The sequence below is a fragment of the Limosilactobacillus avistercoris genome (assembly GCF_014836425.1).
Classification (GTDB): domain Bacteria; phylum Bacillota; class Bacilli; order Lactobacillales; family Lactobacillaceae; genus Limosilactobacillus; species Limosilactobacillus agrestimuris.
Genome location: NZ_JACSQW010000015.1, coordinates 1 through 20,984 on the forward strand (window position 1 = coordinate 1; position 20,984 = coordinate 20,984).

Here is a 20,984-nt window from a genome sequence, read left to right on the forward strand (position 1 = left end):
CGGTCAATTCTTAAACCGCCCGAATCATACATTTTTAAACCGCCATAAAACGACAATTCAAAACCGCCCTTGACAATTTCTTGTTTTACCCGGTTGTTTTTCTTTATCCTTGGGTTCTTTTGAAATTTATTTTTGTACCGATAACAGCATATTTGGTATATGTATGGTTGTTATTTATCGCAACGGGACTAGTTGCATTTTTCTGTATGCAATCATTCAGTGGAGAAAAGACACTACAATCCTTTTACTTTTCTATAATATATTTAATTGCACCATATCATCTTTATTTAACGTTAACAAATTATGTACTTGGAGAGGCAATAGCTTATATATTTATACCAATAATTTTGTTAGGAATGTACAAGCTATTGTATAAAGGAGAATGGATAACATTAGCTATTGGAATGACTTTAATGGCATATTCTCATTATGTTAGCCTTTTTATTTCTGTAGAAGTATGTTTGCTCATAGGTGTTTGTTATCTAATCCAGAATAGGAATATAGATATAAGTCAGGTACTTTCTCTATTAAAATCCGTAATATTATTTGTTTTTCTATCGTTCTGGCAATTTGTACCGCTGATCACTGATTATATCGGAAAAGGATTAGCAAGGCCTAAACCTGGATTTTGGTTAATGCAAAATTTAGGTGATTTTATAGTTTCTGCGTTCTCAAACTTTGCTACAAATAGAGGTGGAATTGGCTTAGCCTTAATTTTAGCCTCATTAATTGGTTGGAAGTTAATTGATAAAAATTCAAAGTATATGTGGGGTTATTTGCTAGGAGTCTTAATGGTATTGATGATAACGACAGTATTTCCATGGCAGTATTTTGAAAATACTTCACTAGCCGTTATTCAGTTTCCATATCGATATACTAGTTGGGCAATTGCTTTTCTAGCGATTGCTTTATCTAATATTCTATTTAATATCCAGCTTAAAAATGTTAAAGAATATTGTGTTTCTATAATGATAGTAGCAATATTTATATTCTTATATGCAGGAAGTATTTATTCTGACTATGCTCGGAATATTCAAAAAGATAGTAATATTCCGGTACTATCTTCAAAACGAAAAGGGGAGTATAAAACGCTACGAACCTCTAGTGATACACCAATTATTATTAATAATGGTAACTATGATTATCAGTTTTCTTATGGGGCATTGTATGGTGAAACGGACTATATGCCTATGGCTGCTTTCAACAATAGTAACTCAATTTTTAATCGTGTATCGTATGTTAATGGTAAAAGAGAGAAATTTAAACAAATAAGTTTACCAAACCAAATTGTATATATTAGTAATTTTAAGAAGAATACTCGCATTAACTTACCAGCATTAGCTTATACAAATACAGTAGTAAAAGTTAATAATAAAAAGGTTCCTTATCAAATCTCACAACGAGGAACTATTGAAATAAAATTATTACGGAATGCAAGATCAATTACGGTAACTTATGTGCCAACTAAGTTATTGATTTCAGGATGGATTCTTGCTTTGATAACTTGGATCGTTATAATAGGGGCATATTTTAGAAGAAAAGAAAGCAGTCATTATTGAAATATGTTGAAAATAAATATCCTAAGATTAGGGACTGTTACATAAGTCACTAAATAATAAGCGGAGTTAGATGGAAATTTTGGATTCCATTTAACTCCGTTTTCTTTTAAAATAAATATATTAGTAAAGAAAAAGACACCGACCAGACCGTCGACGTCTTTACGTACAATATCCCCTAGGATTTAACACTTTCGTTATTTAAAGTGTCAACCCTAAAGGGTATTGTACGGGGATTCAATTATGCCAGGACGTAAGACCACTTTTGAAGAACGATTATTGATAATTGAAGAACTGATTAAACATGATATTAACTACAACTGGGCAGTGAACAAATATCATGTTAGTTACCAACAAGTTTATGGTTGGTATCGAAAATACCGTAAAAGTGGCAATGACCCGCAATCACTTCGTGATCGGCGGGGTAAAGCCAAGCCGAAGGAGGCCTGGACAGAAGTTGATCGACCAAAAGCTGAAAATCGATTATTAAAGGCCCAACTTCTTCGTAAAGAAATGGAAGATGCCTACTCAAAAAAGTAATGGAAATACGCAATCGGGAGGCGAACGATTCCTCAAACAACAAGCTATCAAAGAACTGAGTCAAGAACATGACTGGCCAATTAGTATCTTGTGTCAGAGCGCTGGCATAACTAGAGATGCTTATTACAAGTGGCTTCATAGAAAGCCAAGTAATTATAAAGTTGAACAATCAGAGCTGCTTGAAGCAATTCTAGAATTGGAGAAGAAGCATAAGTGGACACTGGGTTACTTAGCGATGACAACGCAACTAGCCTTCGAAAATAAACTAAGTTTCAAGGCGGGACTAAAGCAGGTAACTAATTGTATGAGAAATTATGGAATCAGGGCTAATATCCGGAAGAAGAAACATAATCGCGTTAAGCGTTATGAAGAATATATTAATGACAATTTACTCAATGAACAATTTGATCGTCAGAGTAAAAACGAAGTTTGGGTAAGCGATACTACAGAGGTTTTGTACGGGATAGATCAAGTAAAGAAGACTCGCGTGCATGTGGTTTTGGACCTGTATGGACGTTACGCTTTGAGCTACAATATCTCACCTACAGAAACAGCAGTGTCAGCAATTGAAGTATTTAAGCGTGCCTTCAAAGTGGAACCAAATGCCCATCCGCTAATCCATACGGATCGCGGATCAGCATATTGTTCAATGGCTTTCAATGATTATTTAGCCGATCAAAACTGTATTCACAGCATGTCACATCCAGGTCATCCTTGGGAGAACTCGCCGATGGAACGTTGGTGGAATTGAAGCAATCGGTAAAGGAAGCTATTAAATATTTCAACACTCAAAGAGCTTATGCGTCCAAAAACGGCTTGACCGCGGAAAAATTCCGCGCTCAAGCCGCATAAACTATTTTTCTATTTGAACTGTATACTTGACAGGCACTAGTACCACCGCCGATTTCCTACATTTTACTTCCGCCCTTTACAGCTTTATGAATTTATTGATAATTACACCATATAATTCCATAGTTTCCATTTAGTTTTGGAACGAATAAATTTATAGAATTGAAATACAATTATAGAACTTATTATTACAAATGAAAATTTTAAAATTTCAGAATAAAAATCATTTAAATGAACATATCCATTTAGATAATCAAAGATAGCTAATGCCCATGCTTGAAAGCAGTAAATGAAGGTACTAAATTGTCTAAAGAAAATGGTTGAACTTATCTTAGGTTCATATAATATAGAAAAAATAACTATGATTAAACTAGTAGGTGCAGTTAAGATAGTTTCATCATTACTGAGTCCACCACCTAACAATTTTATTACAACATTTTCAAGATAGAATAATACAACAAAGATAACTAATGATTTTAAAATAGTATTAAAATTAAACTTCCTAATGACTTTTAGATTTTTGGCTAATAGGAATCCAAAGAATATATAAATTAGAAATCTTGGAAAAGAATCAGGACTTATTATTGGATTAAGTTGAGCCCAGAAGCCAAGGCCGCTACATAATACAAAATAAAACTCGACCATAATACAGAAGAAGCCATATAAATAGTTATTTCTTTGGAAAATATATTTATAAGCAATTATGGAAAATGGAATAGCAAATATCATTCCTATAATATACCAGGAGGGAAACCAACCATTTATATTAGAAGGCCATAATTTAAATAATAAATCAAACAAGTATTTTAAACAGCTTTTAAAGCTAAAACCATTATATATAAAGAATTGTTTACTATTTTTTATTGCTAAAGGGATATATAATATTTGCCATAAAAGATATAGCCATATTAACCGAAGTTCAAATTTCTTTAGATAATTTATTTTTTTCTTTTTAGTATGTAATTTCAGGTAATGTTTAAAGAAAAAGAAACTAGTAATTGTAGAAAAATAAGGTAATCCTAATCGCCCTATAGTTTCAAAAAAAGGTAAGGCAGAATGGATCGCAACAACCCCAAGTGCGGCTAGTAGTTTAAAACAATCTATCCCTTTATAGGTAATTCTATTATTCATTTTTCACCCTGCTATGTATCAAATTATTTGTACTTATTCCTTAATGTACTAAGTTATTCTAGCTAATTTAATATGATAAATCAACAATGTTAGTTAGTATGCTTTGTTAATATTTTTTAGATATGAGGGAAGTCTAAGAATGATTAACATTTATATATGGTTGTGCTTTAAAAATATGTAATAAGTACTTACAAAGTAATGCTAATCAACATAATTAGTATTATAATAAAGATAATCTTTAACATTGGGGAGAGCTTTATGAAAAAGCATAAAGTTTTTTAGTATGCTTAAGTGTTTTAGGTGGATTAGTTCTCGCTAATGCTGCTTATACGGATGATAAAAATGTTAATCAGCAATTAGTTACACCAAGTAATACTAGTCAGCAGGTAGTCGTTATGGAGAATACTCAACAGGTAAGTAATTTTACTAGTGATAGTAATAATACTTTCAATTTGAATACAAATAGTAATGAAACTACCAATAATTCAACTTATGCTACGGCTACTACTCAACAAGCGCGGGCAAGTGTAGCATCGCATGTAGATAATATGGGGTTTGCTACTGTGATGAGTTATGATGATAATAATAATTATCTTTATGACAACTCAGGCCAATTAGTAACAAAACCTGGATGGCACAAATATAATGCTTACTATAGTGTCCAAGAAAGGGGTTCCGATTTCCTTACTAACAAGAACGGAGAAACTTGGTTCTATGTTTTAAATAACGGAACAGCAGCGCTTCAATGACAAAAAATTGGTAATAACTGGTATTACTTCTCCTATGGCAAAGGTGGTATGGGAGAAATGTATCAGGGTGGAACATACTTAGCTCCAACTTCAAATAATTCAATCAGTACCGCTTACTATACTTTTGATAATAATGGTCACTTAGTTGGTAATGGCTCTTCTGAAAGTACCAGTACTACTAATAACGGTAGCTGGGCCAAATCCGAAGATGGCCAGTGGCAATATACTATAAACTGCCAAAAAGTTACTGGTTGGCAAACGATCAATGGTCATCAATATTACTTTGATGAAACCAATGCAAGTGCTGTAACCGGCTGGCAAAAGCATGATGGTAGCTGGTATTATTTTGACCCAACAAATGCTTGGGCAATCACTGGTTGGCAATGGATTAAATAATAAATTGGGCCTCACAGAATAATTACTATGAGGCCCAATTATCTATCTTTTAATTGTTATGAATTACTTGTGCATTGTCCGGTAATACTCCTGACCAATCTTGGTAATGAACTTCCGTACTACCTGAGATTGTCTGGCGATCCATGCCGTCGCTATCGACGTGGTGGGTAATTCCGTATTGATCTGTCCAGGTTGCAACATCACCAAGACCTAACTGAACTCCATTATTATGTTGAATTTTATCTGATTGATTTGGAATAATTGGACCAGCATTGTGAACAACCTGAGCGTTACTTGGTAAAGCCCCTGACCAGCTTTCGTAGTGATCTTGAACGCTTCCAGGAATAGTTTGATGATCTAAGCCATTACTATCAACGTGGTGAACAATTCCGTATTGATCTGTCCAAACAGCAAGATCATTAGTGCCTAGTTGAATAGCTTTTTGATTTTGAGTAGCTGAATTGTTCTTTGTGGCTGATGCCAAATTATTAGCTTGATTAGTCGTACTAGTTTGTTGATTCGTTGAGGATGACTGAGCAGAGTTTTGACTAGGAGTATTAGCTGCTAATTTATTATTAGTAATAGCTTTAGCTTCTTTATTAGTTGGCAATTGACTACTAGAATTTGCTTGCTTAGTTTCTGTAATAGCTTTTTTATGGCTACTTTGCTTAGCAATCTTAGTGCTAGTAGGTTCGTGATTTACCTTATGGGTAGCTACACTACTAGTTGTACAGCCACCTAACCCTAGTGCAAGTACACATACTAATAAGCTATCGATTATTTTATTTTGCATCTTTAACATAATGTAGCACCCCTTTCTAACCAAGCTTTAGTTTCCTTCTTCCACTTATATTGTAACATTTTTGAAACATTCAAGTAATAAATATGCAATGTAATGAAGGAAATAAGGTTTACTAATAATGATAAAATAATTAATGTAAGTAAATTTGGAGGAGGAGTTTATAAAAATGAGGTATAAGCTATATAAGGCTGGAAAACTATGGCTGACCGTGGCTCTGACAATCTTTGGGGTATTGACAATCTCAAGTAGTGTTAGTGCGGATGTAAACATTAATGAACTACCTGCTAATAATCAGCAGGTAGTTCAAAATGATCCCCAATCGAAGACTCAACAGGTGGCTACCGATAATAATGATGTGACGAGTGGTCAGACTAATGTTTGGCAGAACAAAGATAGTGACTGGTATTACTATCAAAATGGGCAAGCTCAAACAGGTTGGCAAAATGTCAGTAATAATTGGTATTACCTGAATCCAAAAACGAACGTGATGGAAACGGGATTACAAAAAATTCAGGATAATACTTATTATTTAAATGAGCACCATAACGGAACATATGGTGCTATGCAAACTGGCTGGCAAAGGGTAAATGATAGCTGGTACCATTTCGCAAATAATGGCGCAGCAAATACGGGCTGGTATCAAACTAATGCTGGTTACTGGTATTACTTTAATCAAGATGGCCAGGCCCAAACCGGTTGGCAAACAATTAATAATCACAATTACTATTTCGATTTGACTAATGCGTCTGCAGCCGCTGGTTGGCAAAATATTGGGGATAATTGGTACTACTTTGACCCTACTAATGTTTGGCAAATGACAGGTTGGCAACGGATTGATAATCAGTGGTATTACTTTGACCCTACCCAAAAAGGGAAGATGCTATCTGGCTTACAGCAAATTAATGGTCGGGGTTACTACTTGAATGACCAGCATGATGGAACATATGGTGCCATGCAGACCGGCTGGCAAAAGATTGATGGTCGATGGTATGGCTTCGGTGGTTCTGACGATGGAGCGGCTTATAATAACTGGTACTTAATCAATAGTCATTGGTATTACTTTAATTCAGATGGTGAAGCTCGTGTTGGCTGGCAGTCCATTAATAATCATCGTTACTACTTTGATCCTATAAATGCATGGGCATTAACTGGTTGGCAATTATTGTCAGGAAAATGGTATTATTTTGATCAACAAAATGCTTGGTTACTAACTGGCTGGCAAACACTTAATGGAAGTCAATACTATTTAGATCCTGAAACTGGCCAGATGGCTACGGGTTACACTTTAGTCAATGGTCACCACTATTATTTTGATCTAACGTCTGGACATCAGGTAAAAGGATTTTTCCTTGATCCTACAGCTAAATTATTAAGCTATTATGATGAGCAAACTGGTATTCAACCAGCAAATATCATTGTGAATGGTAAAACAACCTCATTTGAGTCAACTAATGGTTATCTTAAGAGTGATAATTTTGTTAATGGCTTGAATAAAGTTGGTAATAAATATTTCTTGGTTGAGAATGGAACCTTTGCTAGAAATGTATGGCGACAAATCAATGGTTCATGGTACTACTTTCAAGACAACGGAGTAGCAACGACTTACTGGTATAAGTCTAGTGCTGGCTTCTGGTACTACTTTAATCATGATGGTCAAGCATTAACTAATTGGCAACATATTAATGGTCGCTGGTATTTGTTTAATAATACTAATGCAAATGCAGTAACAGGATGGTACCAATCAGATTATGGTAACTGGTATTATTTCGATCCAGTCAATGCATGGGCTGATACTAACTGGCAATATATTAATGGTATTTGGTACTACTTTAATCCTGATGATGCTTGGTTAGATTTGAATCAGACATTAACTTATAACTGGCAACAGATAATGGGGAGCTATTGGAATTCATCTTCAATAGCTATTCAACTTCAGCGAAACGGGGCTGAATATGCAACAACAAATAATCCAGGATTAAGATATGAGGTTGCTAGTACAGTTAAAGTTGCTGTTCTTGCGATGCTTCTTCACAATACTGGTGGTAATCTTGATTCGACTCAACAGTCACTTGCAATGAGGATGATTCGTAACAGTGATAATGATGCGACTACAGCAATTCTGACAAATTATCTTGGTGGGATTACTTCTCTAAGTGCTATCTATAGTGCTTTGGGGATGAATCAGACAACTGCTGCTCCTCATTGGGGTTCATCATTAACGGTTCCATCAGATCAATTAAAGCTATTGAAGATGATCTACTTAGATCCATCTTCTAACTACCTTAATGATAAGTCACGGAATTATATCAAATGGCTAATGAATACCATTTCTGCTGAGCAAAGCTGGGGTATTTCTGCTGGAAGCAGTAATTATTACCTGAAGAACGGTTGGCGTCCTGCCAGTGATAATGGTTTATGGGAAGTTAATAGTATTGGTTATATTCCAAATGGTAGTAATAGCTATACAATTGCAGTTTATACTCGGAACAACCGTAATTTTAATTGGGGTGTTAGTTATGTTGAGGCCTTGGCTAGAATTACGCGCCAAATTATAGGTTAAGCACTTAAAAACTTGGTAAAAAACTAGATTGGAAAATTCCTATCTAGTTTTTTTGTTTGGTGTTAAGATAAGAGTGTTTATATTTATGGAGGGGTAAGATCTGATGAAAAATCACTTTAAATTGTATAAAGCTGGCAAACTTTGGTTAACTGCCTGTATTACAGTACTCGGAATTATGGGTGCCTCAAGTGTTTACGCCGATGACCAGCAGTCAACTGTTACAGCAATTACTCAGTCAAATGTAGCTGCTCAGGTTCAAACTACTAGTGATCAACCTAGTAATTTGTCAACACCAACAGAGATTAATGGGTATACTAAGCAAACTGATTCTAATGGTACTACTAGTTGGAAGAATACTAATGGGCAAACAGCAAACGGCTGGCAAACTAGCCAGAATAACTGGTATTACTTCAATAATGGTCAAAACGCTACCAATTGGCAATATATCAATAATAATTGGTATTATCTGAGCCCGCAAAACAGTGCAATGGAGACTGGATTGCAGACAATTAATAACAGCAAGTATATTCTGAACACTCAACATGATGGTACATATGGTGCAATGCAAACTGGTTGGCGGACTGTAGGTAATGATTGGTACTATTTCGCTAATAATGGTGCGGCCGTAAATGGCTGGCAATGGCTTGATAATAATTGGTTCTACTTTGATCAATCCACGTCAGTTATGCAAAGTGGTTTAAAGCAGATTAATAACCATGGGTACTACTTAAATGATCAACATGATGGCACTTATGGTGCAATGAAGAATGGCTGGCAACAAATTAATGGCCGTTGGTATGGCTTTGGTGGCCCTAATGATGGTGCTGCCTACACTGGTTGGCATCTTATTAACAATAACTGGTACTACTTCAACCAAGATGGAGAAGCTCGGACTGGTTGGCAAACGATCAATGGTCACCGCTACTACTTTGATGATAATAACGCTTGGGCACTTAAAGGTTGGCAAGTGCTGAATAATGACTGGTACTACTTTGACAACAATAATGCCTGGGCTTTAACTGGTTGGCAATGGTTAGATAACAATTGGTATTACTTTGCTCCTACAAATAATGCAATGCTTGCTGGTCTTCAGACTATCAATAACAACTTGTATTACCTTAACGATCAACATGATGGTGCATACGGTGCGATGAAGACTGGTTGGCAATTGGTTAATGGTAGCTGGTACTACTTTAACAACAGTGGCTCAGCATTATCTAGTTGGCAAACAATCAATGGTAACCGTTATTACTTTGATCCTACGAATCACCAAATGTTTACAGGTGTTCATTTAATTAATGGCGACTACTACTTCTTTAGCCCATCAGGAAGTCAACAAAAGGGATTAGTTTATAATCCTGCTACAGGTTCACTACAATATTACGATCTTGTTACTGGTGTTCGCCAAAATTCAGCAATTGTGGACGGAAAAACCTTATACTTCAATTCAACTACTGGCGATCTGGATTTGAATAATCTAGCTGATGGCTTAAATAAGCTGGGAAATAATCATTACTTTAAGAGTAATAACCGTTTGGTAGCAAATACTTGGGAAAAGGTAAACGGTAGTTGGTATTACTTTGGTGATAATGCAGCCGCAACCACTGGCTGGTATAAGTCACCGGCAGGTTTCTGGTACTACTTTAAACAGGATGGAACTGCCAAAACTGGTTGGCAAAGCATCAATGGTCACTGGTACTTGTTTGATGCTAACAATGCAAATTCAGTTCTAGGCTGGTACCAATCACCGGTAGGTTTCTGGTATTACTTTGATCCGGAAAATGCATGGGCTCATACTGGCTGGACATTTGTGGGTCATAACTGGTACTACATGGACCCGACCAATGCTAATATGTGGACTGGTGGTCATTGGATTGATGGTCACTGGGTAAACCTGCAAAGTAATGGTGCCTTTATTGGCTTTAGTCAACGAGTAATTAATTGGTTCTTGGCCCGAGAAGGTAAGTTGACTTATTCGATGTACGGTTCACGAACTGGAGCTGATGGAACTGCTGACTGTTCTGGTTCAATGACTCAAGCTGTTTGGAGCGCTGGCGGTCATACACCTGCCCATACTTATTCCACTTTAGATTTAGGTAATTACTTGCTTCAAAATGGTTACTACCTTGCCGGACGTGGCCGTGGCGTTCAAAATGTTCAATACGGTGATATTGTAATTTGGGGTAACCCAGGTGCTTCTGCTGGTGGAGCAGGTCATACGGTAGTTATCTCTACTGCAGGTTCAGATCCAATGTGTATCTCAACTTGTGGATACTACTGGAGTTCAAATCCAAATTCTCGGTATGGTGCTGCTGGTCAAGCTGTTCAAGAATTTAACTATCAATGGTATTGGAACGATGATGATCGGCCATACCAAATGGTTTACCGTCCTAACTTCTACTGGGCATAATGATAATGAGATCTCATCAGTTGATGGGATCTTTTATTATTAATTGCGGTGTTAATTCTAAAATAGATGTTGTAAAATAATTGTGATTAAGCGTAAAAAAGGAGAATCATCAATGACTAACAAGAGTCTTCATTCTCATAAATTGAGAAATACGATTTTAGTTGCCGGTGCTGCTTTGACACTTGGATTATTATCATCTAACACTAAAGTAAGTGCTGATAACATTGCTACCGAAAATGCAATCTCAAGCTATGCAGCTAAGGCTAATACTTCTGCTAGTTTAGCCGCTACTCCAGCAGCTAATAGTTATGCTGCTGCAAGTTCAGCAATTAGTGCTACAAGGACTGCTAGTGCTGCTAGTGCTGCTGCAAGTTCAGCAATTGCTAGTGAGTCTTCTGCAATTGATTCTGAATATGCTGCTAAGAGTGCAGCTCAAGTTAAAGCAAATTCAGCAGCTGAAAAAGAATTATCTGATGCTAATTCCTCAGCATATGCAGTTGCCTCTAGTGCTGTAAATACCGATCCAACAAAAATTCCTGGGATCGAATCGGCTGCCCCAGCAGAATATAAAGCATATAGTGATGCTACTTCAAGTGCTAATGCTGCATATGCTCAAGCAAGTGATGCAGCCGTTCAAGCTTCAACCGCTGCATCAGCTGCCAAGGTAGCTAGTGCTAATGCTGCTTCTGACTTAGATGCCGCTAAGAAGGTCGCTGCATCAGCTTCAAGTGATGATAAATCAAATGCTGAAGCCGCAGTTGCGGAAGCAGAAAAGAAGAGTGCTGAAGCAAAGAGTGCATATGAAGAAGCCCAAAAGAAGAGTGAAGCTGCTCAAAAGGAATTAGCAGAAGCTAAGAAAACTCGGGAAAGCTCGTTAGCAACAGCTAAGACCTTATTTATCGGAGCACTTGCTCAAAGCGGCTTCTTAAATAAGCTTGAGCAAAGTAATCGTGATGCTTTACAAAAATTGAAGGAAGAAAATCAAGCAAAACTAACTGCAATCGAAACAGAAAAAGCCAATACTCTTGCTTCAATGAAAAATACAATTAATGGTTATTTGAAGGCTCAACTGGCTTACTTAAACACTAATCCGTTTTTACCAACAGGAACTCCTAATAGTTGGGGAACTAAAGAGGTTAAGCAAGAAGACGGTACTACTGAAACTGTTTGGTACTATTATGGAAAAGATGGTAAGGCGCTACAAGGTTGGCAGCAATTAGGTGGCAACTGGTTCTACTTCACGCCAAGTGATGGTTCCATGGTTACTGGAATTCAAAAGATTGATGGGAATATTTATTACCTTAACATTAATCATGATGGTTCTTATGGTGCGATGAAGACTGGTTGGCAAAAGGTTGATGGCAAATGGTATGGCTTTAAAGGCGACGGAAGTGCATATCTTGGCTGGCAATTACTTAATAATCACTGGTATTATTTCGATACTGATGAAGGATATGCTTTAACTAATTGGCAGAAGATTAACGATCATTGGTACTATTTTGACCCAGTTAACGCCTGGGCGCAAACAGGTTGGTTTAAATCTGGAGCTGGTTTCTGGTATTTCTTCGATTACAGTAATGCCTGGGCACTTACTGGTTGGCAACGACTTAATAATCGTTGGTACTACTTTGATCCGGTCAATGCTAATGCTCAAACAGGCTGGTACCAATCACCGGCTGGCTACTGGTACTTCTTTGATTACAACAATGCCTGGGCATTAACTGGCTGGCAATGGTTAAATGATCACTGGTACTGGTTTGATAACACTAATGCATCTGCATATACTGGCTGGCAATGGTACCGTGGTTATTGGTACTTCTTCAACCAAGAAAATGCTTGGATGTCAACTGGCTGGACAACAAATCGTGATAACAATGAGTTATATTACCTTGATGCAGCAGGTCATCCAGTTACCGGTTGGCAGATGAGTCAAGATGGTACTTGGTACTACTTCCAATCAGGTAGTTACGCTGCTGCTACTGGTTGGCAATGGCTAAATGGTCACTGGTACTACTTTAATCCAGGTTATCCAAAGCACGGTGCAATGATGACTGGTTGGCAAAATATCAATGGTAAGAGCTACTACTTCTACAGCAATGGTTACTGGAGTGGCTACTAATAAGTTAAATTAATATTTTATTGATTGAGAACGTTTTGGCTTAATAAGGGTCAAAACGTTTTTTGTAACAAAAAATTTCACTAATATTACAAGACGGCAACATTCATTAACAAACTGACGACATTTAACTTTTTAAGAAAAATTTATTGTATAGTAGTAATCGTTGAAATTATTGATGAACGAATTAAAGGGAGTTGTATTTTAGTTTATGAGTAAGAAACATTACAAGTTATATAAGAGTGGTAAGCAATGGTTAACTATGGGAATCACTATTGCTTCATTAGCTTTTGGTATAACAATGGCTACTGATGCTCAAGCTGATGTAGTTGCTCAAGACAATGCAACTTCGACTACTCAAGTTGCTCAATCACAACAAACTGTTGAAAGTGCAACTGTGGCAGCTAGTTATGCAAGTACCAATAGTAGTACTGCTAGTGCAAGTAATAATGTCGTTTCAGCACAGCCAGCAACGATTAACAACTTTTCCACTAATGTTGCTAGTCAAGCTAGTCAAACAACTTCAGTAGCCCAAAACGGTTTAGTTAAAGAAAACGGTAATACTTATTACTACAATAATAATGCTAAGGTTACCAATGAATGGGAACAAGTAAACAACAACTGGTATTACTTTGACAACGAAGGAAATGCCCAAACTGGTTGGTACCAATCACAAGCTGGCTTCTGGTATTACTTCAATAATGAAACTGCTCAAGCAGAAACTGGTTGGCAAAAGATTAACAATAACTGGTATCACTTTGACGAAACCAATGCTAATGCAAGTACTGGTTGGTATCAGTCAAATGCCGGTTTCTGGTATTACTTCGATCAATCAAATGCCTGGGCTAAAAAGGGTTGGCAGAAGATTAACAATAACTGGTACTACTTCGATGATACCAACGCTAATGCTTTAACTGGTTGGCAAAAGATTAATAACAACTGGTACCACTTTGATGAAAGTAATGCCTGGGCTAACACCGGCTGGTACAAGTCTAACGCTGGTTTCTGGTACTACTTTGATACTACTAACGCTTGGGCTTTAACTGGTTGGCAAAAGATTAACAATGTTTGGTACTACTTCGATACCACCAATGCTAATATGCTTACTGGTACTCAAACGATTGATGGTAAGACATATAATTTTGGATCCAATGGTGCTTGGTTGGATGATCATAGTGAAGCCGTAAATAAGGCAATGTCAATGCGTGGTCGTGCTTATGTATGGGGTGGTAATAATCCATCTACTGGTTTTGATTGCTCTGGGTTAGTTCAATGGGCATATGGCTTAGGTGCTAACTATCGAACAACTTACCAACAACAAGCATTAGGTATTCACCATTATGACGTTGCTAATGCTCCTAAGGGTGCGTTGCTATTTTATGGTAGTGATAGCGCACCATACCACGTAGCTATTTCTCTTGGTAATGGTGCATATGTCCATGCTCCAGAACCTGGTGACGTAATTAAAGTTGGTTACACTAAGTACTACTCAGCAAGTTACTACGTTGTGTTGTAATTAGTCTTAGAATATAAGATAATAGATGAAACAATTAATAAAGAAGGAGCATTATTATATGAAAAAAATTATGGCAACTGTTGCTGCCGGTGCATTAATGATTACTTTAGCAGGCTGTGGTAATTCAAGTAGTTCTACTAAGGACAATTCAAGTAATGATGCATCTTCAAGTAAGGTTGTAAAAAGTGCAAAAACTTCTGGTAAGACCGCGGCTACTTCTACTAATCAAAGTAAGAAGACAAGTGAAAAGTCAGTATCTAGTTCTGCAGTAACAAGTAGTTCATCCAGTAATGTTACTTCTAGTAGTAAGTCTACTACTGCTACTTCGACATCAGAGCAAAGCACTCGTGAACAAATGACAGCACAAGATGCCAAAAATATTGTTAAAGAACATATTGGTAATCAGTTAAACAATGCTGGTATCTCAGGTAAGCCAGCTACTGGATTACCTTCAATTGATGAGGTTGATAGTTATACGGCTGTTCAAAATGAAATTAACGATTGGACTGTTAGTGGTAACGGTCATTCATTCCATGTTACAGCTACTTCTGTTACTGGAAAATAATTGAATATAATATAATCCATAGTCTACTGTGACGTAGATTATGGATTTTTATTTTGGACTGAAAGATATTGCGGATAGGATGAATTGCTTTATAATTACAGTGTTAAAGATTAGTTTTGGAGGATTTTTAATGAGAAAAATAGGTTTAGTAATTGTTACGTCGCTACTTGCTGTAACTTTAGCAGCATGTGGTAATACACATAATAGTAATTCATCTTCTAGTTCGAACAATACAAAAGTTACTAAAAAGGCAGCTAATAGTACTACCATGAATACTTCTAATAATTCAACGCTCGATCCTAATCAGCTAACGCCAGCTCAAAACGCTGCACTAGTTCTTTATTATACTGGTGAGCATATGCCAGGGTCTGATCAAAATGATTACTCTAAGGATATGGATGTATCTGGTCAGGGAGCGGTTGTAAAAATTTATAATAAGGATAGCGTTCCTAAGGGAGAGGGACCGCTTTATAAGGATTATCCTGATGGTGCAGATCTTTTATACTATGTAAAACTTAATCAAAAGGATAGTGAACATGGAATAGATAGCGCTTACTACACAATAGCTGGGAACAAGACTTACATCTCTGATAGCGATGCGGGAATATCTCCTGATGGGGTAACTAAAGCTGAGATGGTTGCTTATGCTAAGCAGCATCATGCAGTTAAGCGGATTATGAATGTTGCTAACAATACTAAGGTTCAAGACATGCGGAATCAATCTGCATCAGCAAATAATTCACATAATTTATCAACTCAGCAACTGGGAACCCTGGTTGCTTTATACCAAGAACCAGATTGGTTTAAAGGTGGAATAAGTGATGGGATGATGTGGTATGGAAGTGGCTCTGATGGCTTTAGTTATGTTACTGCTAATGGCGATCCAACTAGTTGGCTTTATTTCAAACGGAATGGCAATGATGTAACAATTAAATATGTTGATCCCAAAGAGGGGCAATCAGTAGCGGAGGCTTCGACTACAACAAAACATGTTACAGTATCGGGTTTACTTCGTGATTATTACATGAATCAATCTCAAAAAGATGAGGTTAATGGTTATGCTAATAAGCTGAAACCAGAATCAGATTATAACGATAATTAAAAAATATCATTCGGGATTTTAGAGAATTCCGAATGATATTTTTTATTATTCACGAGTTCTAGCTGGCTCTTGAGCAGCACGTGCCGAAGTATTTTCAGAAACTCGACCGGTAGTTGGAGTCCTTATAGATTGGTACTCACTACGGACAATCGATTGTGTCCTTCTTTCTGCTTGAGGGATTTCAGTTGTAATCTGTGAACTTCTTATTTCGCCATAAGCCCTAGCACTATTAGAGTAGGTAGGACTTTGCTTTTGTGTTGACGTTGATTTTTGTGTAGATGTTTTACCACCAATAACATAATCACTCCCGTTACCACTACCAGGATCATTATACCTAGCACCGCCGGGTAGAACAAAGTCAGTATTAGTTACACCATCATACAATGGTTGAGATTTATACATTCTTGTTTCATGGTTAACAACCTTTTTCGGCTTAAGGCCAAGTTGTTTACGGATAAGTTTAGAAATACGGTTGATTTCTTTTGGACTAGCGATTTGGAAGGAGACACCATCAATTGTAGCGTCTTGTCCCTGGAAATGATAAGTAATGACATTATTCATTGCAGCATGATAGTTACCATATAAGGTTGCAATATCGTCAATTGGAATATTAGTTTTCACTCCATCTTTAACCGCATCTAGAATATTATTTGCTGTTCCGATAGAGCCTGACTTCTTGAATTTTTGGATAACACTTTCAATAATTTGTTGTTGCCGTTTTTGTCGCCCATAATCATTATTTGGATCACTATAGCGCATTCGAGAGTATTTAAGTGCTAATTCACCATTAAGATGTTGTTTTCCTTTCTTAAAATGATGACCTTCATATGTAAAGGCAAAAGGATTATCTACGGTTACGCCACCAAGAGTATTAACAACTTTTTTTAACACACCCATATTAATAACAGCATAGTAATCAATTGGAACATCTAGTAGTTCTGAAACAGCTTTAACAGTCTTCTTTGGTCCACCAATTGAGTATGCTGCATTAATCTTAACGTAAGTTGGTCCATCACTGGTTGGAACACGAACAAGGGTATCTCGAGGAATACTTGTCATTGTGATTTTCTTTGTTTTGGGGTTAATAGTAAATAGTTCAAGCGAATCAGTGTTTCCACCAGTATTTCCCCGGTTGAGTGCACCAACGTCGGTCCCCATTGCTAGTACAGAAACTGGTTCACCCTTTTGAAGCTTTTTACTAATCTTTCCATTACCATTACCAAAAATATCATTAGCTGCTGAATTTAACTTATGGTATTCATAACCGCCACCAATCAGAACTATGATAACAAGAGCCCAAATAATATTTTTTACCCAACGTGGGGTACGATAGTGGTGAACCTCTGGCATCTTTGGGCTTGAATTTGGCGAAGGATCCTTTAGTTTGTTCTTTGGAAACTTGAATTTTGACCAATTAAACTTAGGTGTTTTAGGTTCATAATTTTGTTTCTGATCTTGAGCAACTTTGTCATGGATTCGTTGCTCCATCTTTTTTCGATATTCTTCACGTGTTTCGTGATTATCATTCATGTTTTATACCTCAATTAAAAGTTTTAACCTTACTAATATACTATAAATGTACAGGACATTTCAATTTGCTATTATTAGCTTAACAATTCTGTAAACATTTAGTTTAATGATGTTATTTAGTGTAAAATTGGGTTATAGAGTTATTCAATGGATTTTTGTGGAGGAAAATAAATGAATAAGAACATTGTTAAGTTGACTACGATTGCAGCTTTAACTACTGTTGCTGGGATCGGAATTGTTAAAAATAATGTACTTGCAGATACTCAATCAGCTGAAACAACAGTGAGTGCTAATACTAACGAAGAAAATAACAATCAAATCGTTATAAGCAATGTTGCTCAACAACAAGCATCAGCAACAACGGCAGCTCTTTATTCCGCAAATTTAAAAACACAAACAACTCAATATGTGAATTTTCCCCAAGGATATACGTTGGATAAATTAAGGGGAATTTCTAATTCTACTGAGGCAAATAACTTTCAGCGGGTAACTATTAACGGGATGAATATGAACAACTATCAATCGAATAGTGATGCTGCAAAGGAATATATAAATGTAAATAACCTAAGTCCAGAGCAAACAATTCAAATGAATCAATATGGGGTTGGTTTAGTAAATCAAATTAGGGATGAATTTGGATTAGAGCCATTTCAATTAGATGATGGCACAATTGATCAGGTTCGCTCTATGGCATTAGAATACCAAAATAAAAATGAATCACTAATGAATGGTCACTGGCATGATCCCGAAATACTTGATAATCATAGCGAAAACATTGCTGCTCAACAAATATATAACGATAATATCAGTGGCTTAACAGTAAGACCCTTTGCCTCGGCTACAGGCAAAGAATTTATAAATAACGATCAAGTCCCTGTATTTAGTGTAACCACAATGGATGACTTACGAGCATTGATTTACTATGGAGTAATGGGGATGCTTTTTAATGATGCCTCAGATACTTTTGGGCATGCTCAAAACTTTTTAACTAATCCACAAAGTATTAATACTCTCGGTATTTATCCTTCAATTACCAAGGGAATTGGTACAGGAACTTATGGTGATGGCTCAAAGTTTAACTTTAATTTACTAAATGTTGATATGCACTTTATTTGGGCTGAGGGGAATAATGATTCTAGCACAGCTGAGGATTATAATACGCCTGGTTGGCATTTAATTGATAATAATTGGCGTCATTTTGATCAGGCTGGGTTATTGGAACTAGGTTGGCAATGGATAAATGGTCATTGGTACTATCTAGATCCAGCGACAGGTAATATGCAAACTGGTCTGAAGAACATTAATAATAATGTATACTACTTAAACAATAGTGGTGCAATGATGACTGGTTGGCAAAAAGTAAATAGCAATTGGTATTATTTCCAAAATAATGGTACTGCTTTAACTGGCTGGCAGTTTATTAATGGTCATTGGTATTACTTTAGCAGTCAAGGAATTGCGGAAACTAACTGGCAATTGATTGGCAATCATAAATACTATTTTGATTTGGAAAATGCCTGGGCACTTACTAATTGGCAAGAAATAAATAATAATTGGTATTACTTTGATGTAAATAATGCTTGGATGGATACAGGTTGGCAATGGATTAATGGCTGGTATTACTTTAATACTAGTTATGGTCAAATGCTAAGTGGCCTACAAAAGATTGAGGATAATATTTACTTTTTGAATACTCAACATGACGGTTCATTCGGTGTTATGAGAACTGGTTGGTGGAATATTAATAATCATTGGTATTTCTTTAATAATAGTGGTGCGGCTGCTACTAACTGGTTCTGCTCAAGAGCAGGAAACTGGTATTACTTTGAAAATAATGGCCAAGCCATGACAGGCTGGCAATTAATTAATAGGCATTATTATTACTTTGACCCAACAAATGCTTGGGCAATCCGTGGATTCCAACTTTTAAATAATAATTGGTATTATTTTGATCCGATTAATACATGGATGATGATAGGCTGGCAATGGATTGATAATAATTGGTTCTATATGAATCCAACGACTGGTCAAATGGAGAGCGGATTACAAACGGTTAATGAAAATGTATATTTCTTAACCACTCAACATAACGGTTTGTTTGGAGCAATGACTACTGGTTGGCAAAAGATTAATGGGAAATTGTATTACTTTGACGCTAGTGGTTCTGCATTAATCGGCTGGCAAAGAATTAATGGTCGGTACTACCACTTTAAGAATAATGGCGAGGCCGATACTGGAGACGTTTACTTGACTAATAATGGAAAAGCTAAACTTTATCATTTTGATAAGGAAAATGCTTGGTTAACTGAATAAGTTAAAGAAAGATTGGCGCTGAGTCAGTCTTTTAATATTAGTTTGTTGGCTAAATAATTAAGTGTTAAAATAAAGCCGTAGTTTGTTACTTTGTAGGTTTTTGGAGGAATAATCTTGAAAAAGAAATTATGGTTGCTTTCAACCACTGTTTTAGCAGGATTAGCGCTTGGAGTTACGAGTGTTAGTGCTGATGCTGATACTAATGTAAGTACAAACAGCAATGATGTAAATAGTGTCGTTACTGTTAACAATAATGAAAAGATAAACAGTAGTGCTACATCAGCACAAGTAAATAATTATCAAATAAGCGATAGTGTTGCTAGTGCTTCTGCTAATAATGCAAGTAATGCTGTAAATAAACAGCAAGTTATCACAGATGCTCAACCCGCAACAGCCACTACTAATCAGGCACGAGCAGATTGGTATTCTGGTTATTCAACTGGCTGGCAATCAAGCCGGAATTATGATGGATCTTATGATTGGACCTATCGTAAGGCAGATGGAACGCGGGCTGAAAATGAATGGCTATTAATCAATGGGTCATGGTACTATTTTGATGGTTATACAATGGCAAACAAAGGTTGGAACTATGCCCCATGGTACGGACAATCTAATTATTATTACTTTGATGCCAATGGTCACTATGTAACGAACAGTTGGCATTCAAGTAGTAACTATAACGGTACCTATGACTGGACATATTCAAAGGCGGATGGTACGCGAGCAGAAAATGAATGGTTATGGATCAATGGTGCTTGGTATTACTTTGATGGTGATATCATGGCAGCAAATGGTTGGCATTATGCTCCATGGTACGGACAATCTAATTACTATTACTTTGATAACAAT

Annotated in this window: 14 protein-coding genes and 2 pseudogenes; 13 read left to right on the forward strand and 3 right to left on the reverse strand. The window is 36.5% G+C overall.

Features of this window, described 5'->3' with window-relative positions; all coding sequences use genetic code 11:
- Positions 1 to 167 precede the first annotated feature (167 nt).
- The 3 genes and pseudogenes from H9564_RS06175 to H9564_RS06185 all read left to right on the forward strand — a co-directional run bounded on the left by H9564_RS06175 (position 168) and on the right by H9564_RS06185 (position 2,847).
- Positions 168 to 1,559: a glycosyltransferase family protein gene (locus H9564_RS06175; RefSeq protein WP_191684626.1), complete on the forward strand. Its 1,392-nt coding sequence runs from the start codon at positions 168 to 170 to the stop codon at positions 1,557 to 1,559.
- Between the two features lie 231 nt (positions 1,560 to 1,790).
- Positions 1,791 to 2,155: pseudogene (locus H9564_RS06180) on the forward strand (helix-turn-helix domain-containing protein); the annotation flags it as partial.
- Between the two features lie 29 nt (positions 2,156 to 2,184).
- On the forward strand, positions 2,185 to 2,847 hold the full coding sequence (locus H9564_RS06185) for an IS3 family transposase (protein ID WP_263600664.1): 663 nt from the start codon (positions 2,185 to 2,187) through the stop codon (positions 2,845 to 2,847).
- A gap of 203 nt (positions 2,848 to 3,050) precedes the next feature.
- Here the strand turns inward: H9564_RS06185 and H9564_RS06190 are convergent, their stop codons facing one another.
- The gene (locus H9564_RS06190) at positions 3,051 to 4,076 is read right to left on the reverse strand and encodes an acyltransferase family protein (protein ID WP_191684627.1); all 1,026 of its coding nucleotides are present in this window, start codon (positions 4,074 to 4,076) and stop codon (positions 3,051 to 3,053) included.
- Between the two features lie 395 nt (positions 4,077 to 4,471).
- Here H9564_RS06190 and H9564_RS06195 point away from each other — a divergent pair, with 395 nt between their 5' ends.
- Together H9564_RS06195 and H9564_RS06200 are read left to right on the forward strand one after the other, a co-directional pair.
- Entirely contained in the window at positions 4,472 to 4,825 is a 354-nt protein-coding gene (locus H9564_RS06195) for a hypothetical protein (protein ID WP_191684628.1), read from the forward strand.
- Positions 4,826 to 4,873: 48 nt separating this feature from the next.
- Positions 4,874 to 5,221: a hypothetical protein gene (locus H9564_RS06200; protein WP_191684666.1), complete on the forward strand. Its 348-nt coding sequence runs from the start codon at positions 4,874 to 4,876 to the stop codon at positions 5,219 to 5,221.
- A 49-nt stretch (positions 5,222 to 5,270) separates the two neighbouring features.
- Here the strand turns inward: H9564_RS06200 and H9564_RS06205 are convergent, their stop codons facing one another.
- Positions 5,271 to 6,023, reverse strand: coding sequence for a hypothetical protein (locus H9564_RS06205; RefSeq protein WP_191684629.1), 753 nt, complete (start codon positions 6,021 to 6,023; stop codon positions 5,271 to 5,273).
- A gap of 166 nt (positions 6,024 to 6,189) precedes the next feature.
- Here H9564_RS06205 and H9564_RS06210 point away from each other — a divergent pair, with 166 nt between their 5' ends.
- The 6 genes from H9564_RS06210 (at position 6,190) to H9564_RS06235 (ending at position 16,292) form a co-directional block, all read left to right on the forward strand.
- Positions 6,190 to 8,583: a serine hydrolase gene (locus tag H9564_RS06210; protein WP_191684631.1), complete on the forward strand. Its 2,394-nt coding sequence runs from the start codon at positions 6,190 to 6,192 to the stop codon at positions 8,581 to 8,583.
- A 103-nt stretch (positions 8,584 to 8,686) separates the two neighbouring features.
- Positions 8,687 to 10,993 (forward strand): peptidoglycan amidohydrolase family protein, encoded by a 2,307-nt coding sequence (locus H9564_RS06215; RefSeq protein WP_191684632.1) that lies wholly within the window; start codon positions 8,687 to 8,689, stop codon positions 10,991 to 10,993.
- Between the two features lie 112 nt (positions 10,994 to 11,105).
- Positions 11,106 to 13,112: a hypothetical protein gene (locus tag H9564_RS06220; protein WP_191684634.1), complete on the forward strand. Its 2,007-nt coding sequence runs from the start codon at positions 11,106 to 11,108 to the stop codon at positions 13,110 to 13,112.
- A gap of 208 nt (positions 13,113 to 13,320) precedes the next feature.
- The gene (locus H9564_RS06225) at positions 13,321 to 14,625 is read left to right on the forward strand and encodes an NlpC/P60 family protein (protein ID WP_191684635.1); all 1,305 of its coding nucleotides are present in this window, start codon (positions 13,321 to 13,323) and stop codon (positions 14,623 to 14,625) included.
- 58 nt (positions 14,626 to 14,683) lie between these two features.
- Positions 14,684 to 15,190 carry a hypothetical protein gene (locus H9564_RS06230; protein ID WP_191684636.1) on the forward strand — a complete coding sequence of 169 codons (507 nt, stop codon included), beginning with the start codon at positions 14,684 to 14,686 and terminating at the stop codon, positions 15,188 to 15,190.
- 130 nt (positions 15,191 to 15,320) lie between these two features.
- Positions 15,321 to 16,292 carry an Lreu_0056 family protein gene (locus tag H9564_RS06235; RefSeq protein ID WP_191684638.1) on the forward strand — a complete coding sequence of 324 codons (972 nt, stop codon included), beginning with the start codon at positions 15,321 to 15,323 and terminating at the stop codon, positions 16,290 to 16,292.
- A gap of 45 nt (positions 16,293 to 16,337) precedes the next feature.
- Here H9564_RS06235 and H9564_RS06240 read toward each other — a convergent pair whose 3' ends face one another.
- The gene (locus tag H9564_RS06240) at positions 16,338 to 17,822 is read right to left on the reverse strand and encodes an LCP family protein (protein ID WP_225209579.1); all 1,485 of its coding nucleotides are present in this window, start codon (positions 17,820 to 17,822) and stop codon (positions 16,338 to 16,340) included.
- A 171-nt stretch (positions 17,823 to 17,993) separates the two neighbouring features.
- On the opposite strand from H9564_RS06240, the gene H9564_RS06245 reads away from it, so the two are divergent.
- A complete protein-coding gene (locus tag H9564_RS06245) occupies positions 17,994 to 20,135 on the forward strand; it encodes an SEC10/PgrA surface exclusion domain-containing protein (protein WP_191684639.1) in 2,142 nt (713 codons plus the stop codon).
- Positions 20,136 to 20,249: 114 nt separating this feature from the next.
- Positions 20,250 to 20,984 (forward strand): annotated as a pseudogene (locus H9564_RS06250) (hypothetical protein); the annotation flags it as partial.

Bases quoted from the DNA above. Each gene is read 5' to 3' on its own strand.
- H9564_RS06190 (WP_191684627.1), bottom strand. From the start codon at position 4,076: ATGAATAATAGAATTACCTATAAAGGGATAGATTGTTTTAAACTACTA.
- H9564_RS06195 (WP_191684628.1), top strand. From the start codon at position 4,472: ATGGAGAATACTCAACAGGTAAGTAATTTTACTAGTGATAGTAATAAT.
- H9564_RS06200 (WP_191684666.1), top strand. From the start codon at position 4,874: ATGGGAGAAATGTATCAGGGTGGAACATACTTAGCTCCAACTTCAAAT.
- H9564_RS06205 (WP_191684629.1), bottom strand. From the start codon at position 6,023: ATGTTAAAGATGCAAAATAAAATAATCGATAGCTTATTAGTATGTGTA.
- H9564_RS06210 (WP_191684631.1), top strand. From the start codon at position 6,190: ATGAGGTATAAGCTATATAAGGCTGGAAAACTATGGCTGACCGTGGCT.
- H9564_RS06215 (WP_191684632.1), top strand. From the start codon at position 8,687: ATGAAAAATCACTTTAAATTGTATAAAGCTGGCAAACTTTGGTTAACT.
- H9564_RS06220 (WP_191684634.1), top strand. From the start codon at position 11,106: ATGACTAACAAGAGTCTTCATTCTCATAAATTGAGAAATACGATTTTA.
- H9564_RS06225 (WP_191684635.1), top strand. From the start codon at position 13,321: ATGAGTAAGAAACATTACAAGTTATATAAGAGTGGTAAGCAATGGTTA.
- H9564_RS06230 (WP_191684636.1), top strand. From the start codon at position 14,684: ATGAAAAAAATTATGGCAACTGTTGCTGCCGGTGCATTAATGATTACT.
- H9564_RS06235 (WP_191684638.1), top strand. From the start codon at position 15,321: ATGAGAAAAATAGGTTTAGTAATTGTTACGTCGCTACTTGCTGTAACT.
- H9564_RS06240 (WP_225209579.1), bottom strand. From the start codon at position 17,822: ATGAATGATAATCACGAAACACGTGAAGAATATCGAAAAAAGATGGAG.
- H9564_RS06245 (WP_191684639.1), top strand. From the start codon at position 17,994: ATGAATAAGAACATTGTTAAGTTGACTACGATTGCAGCTTTAACTACT.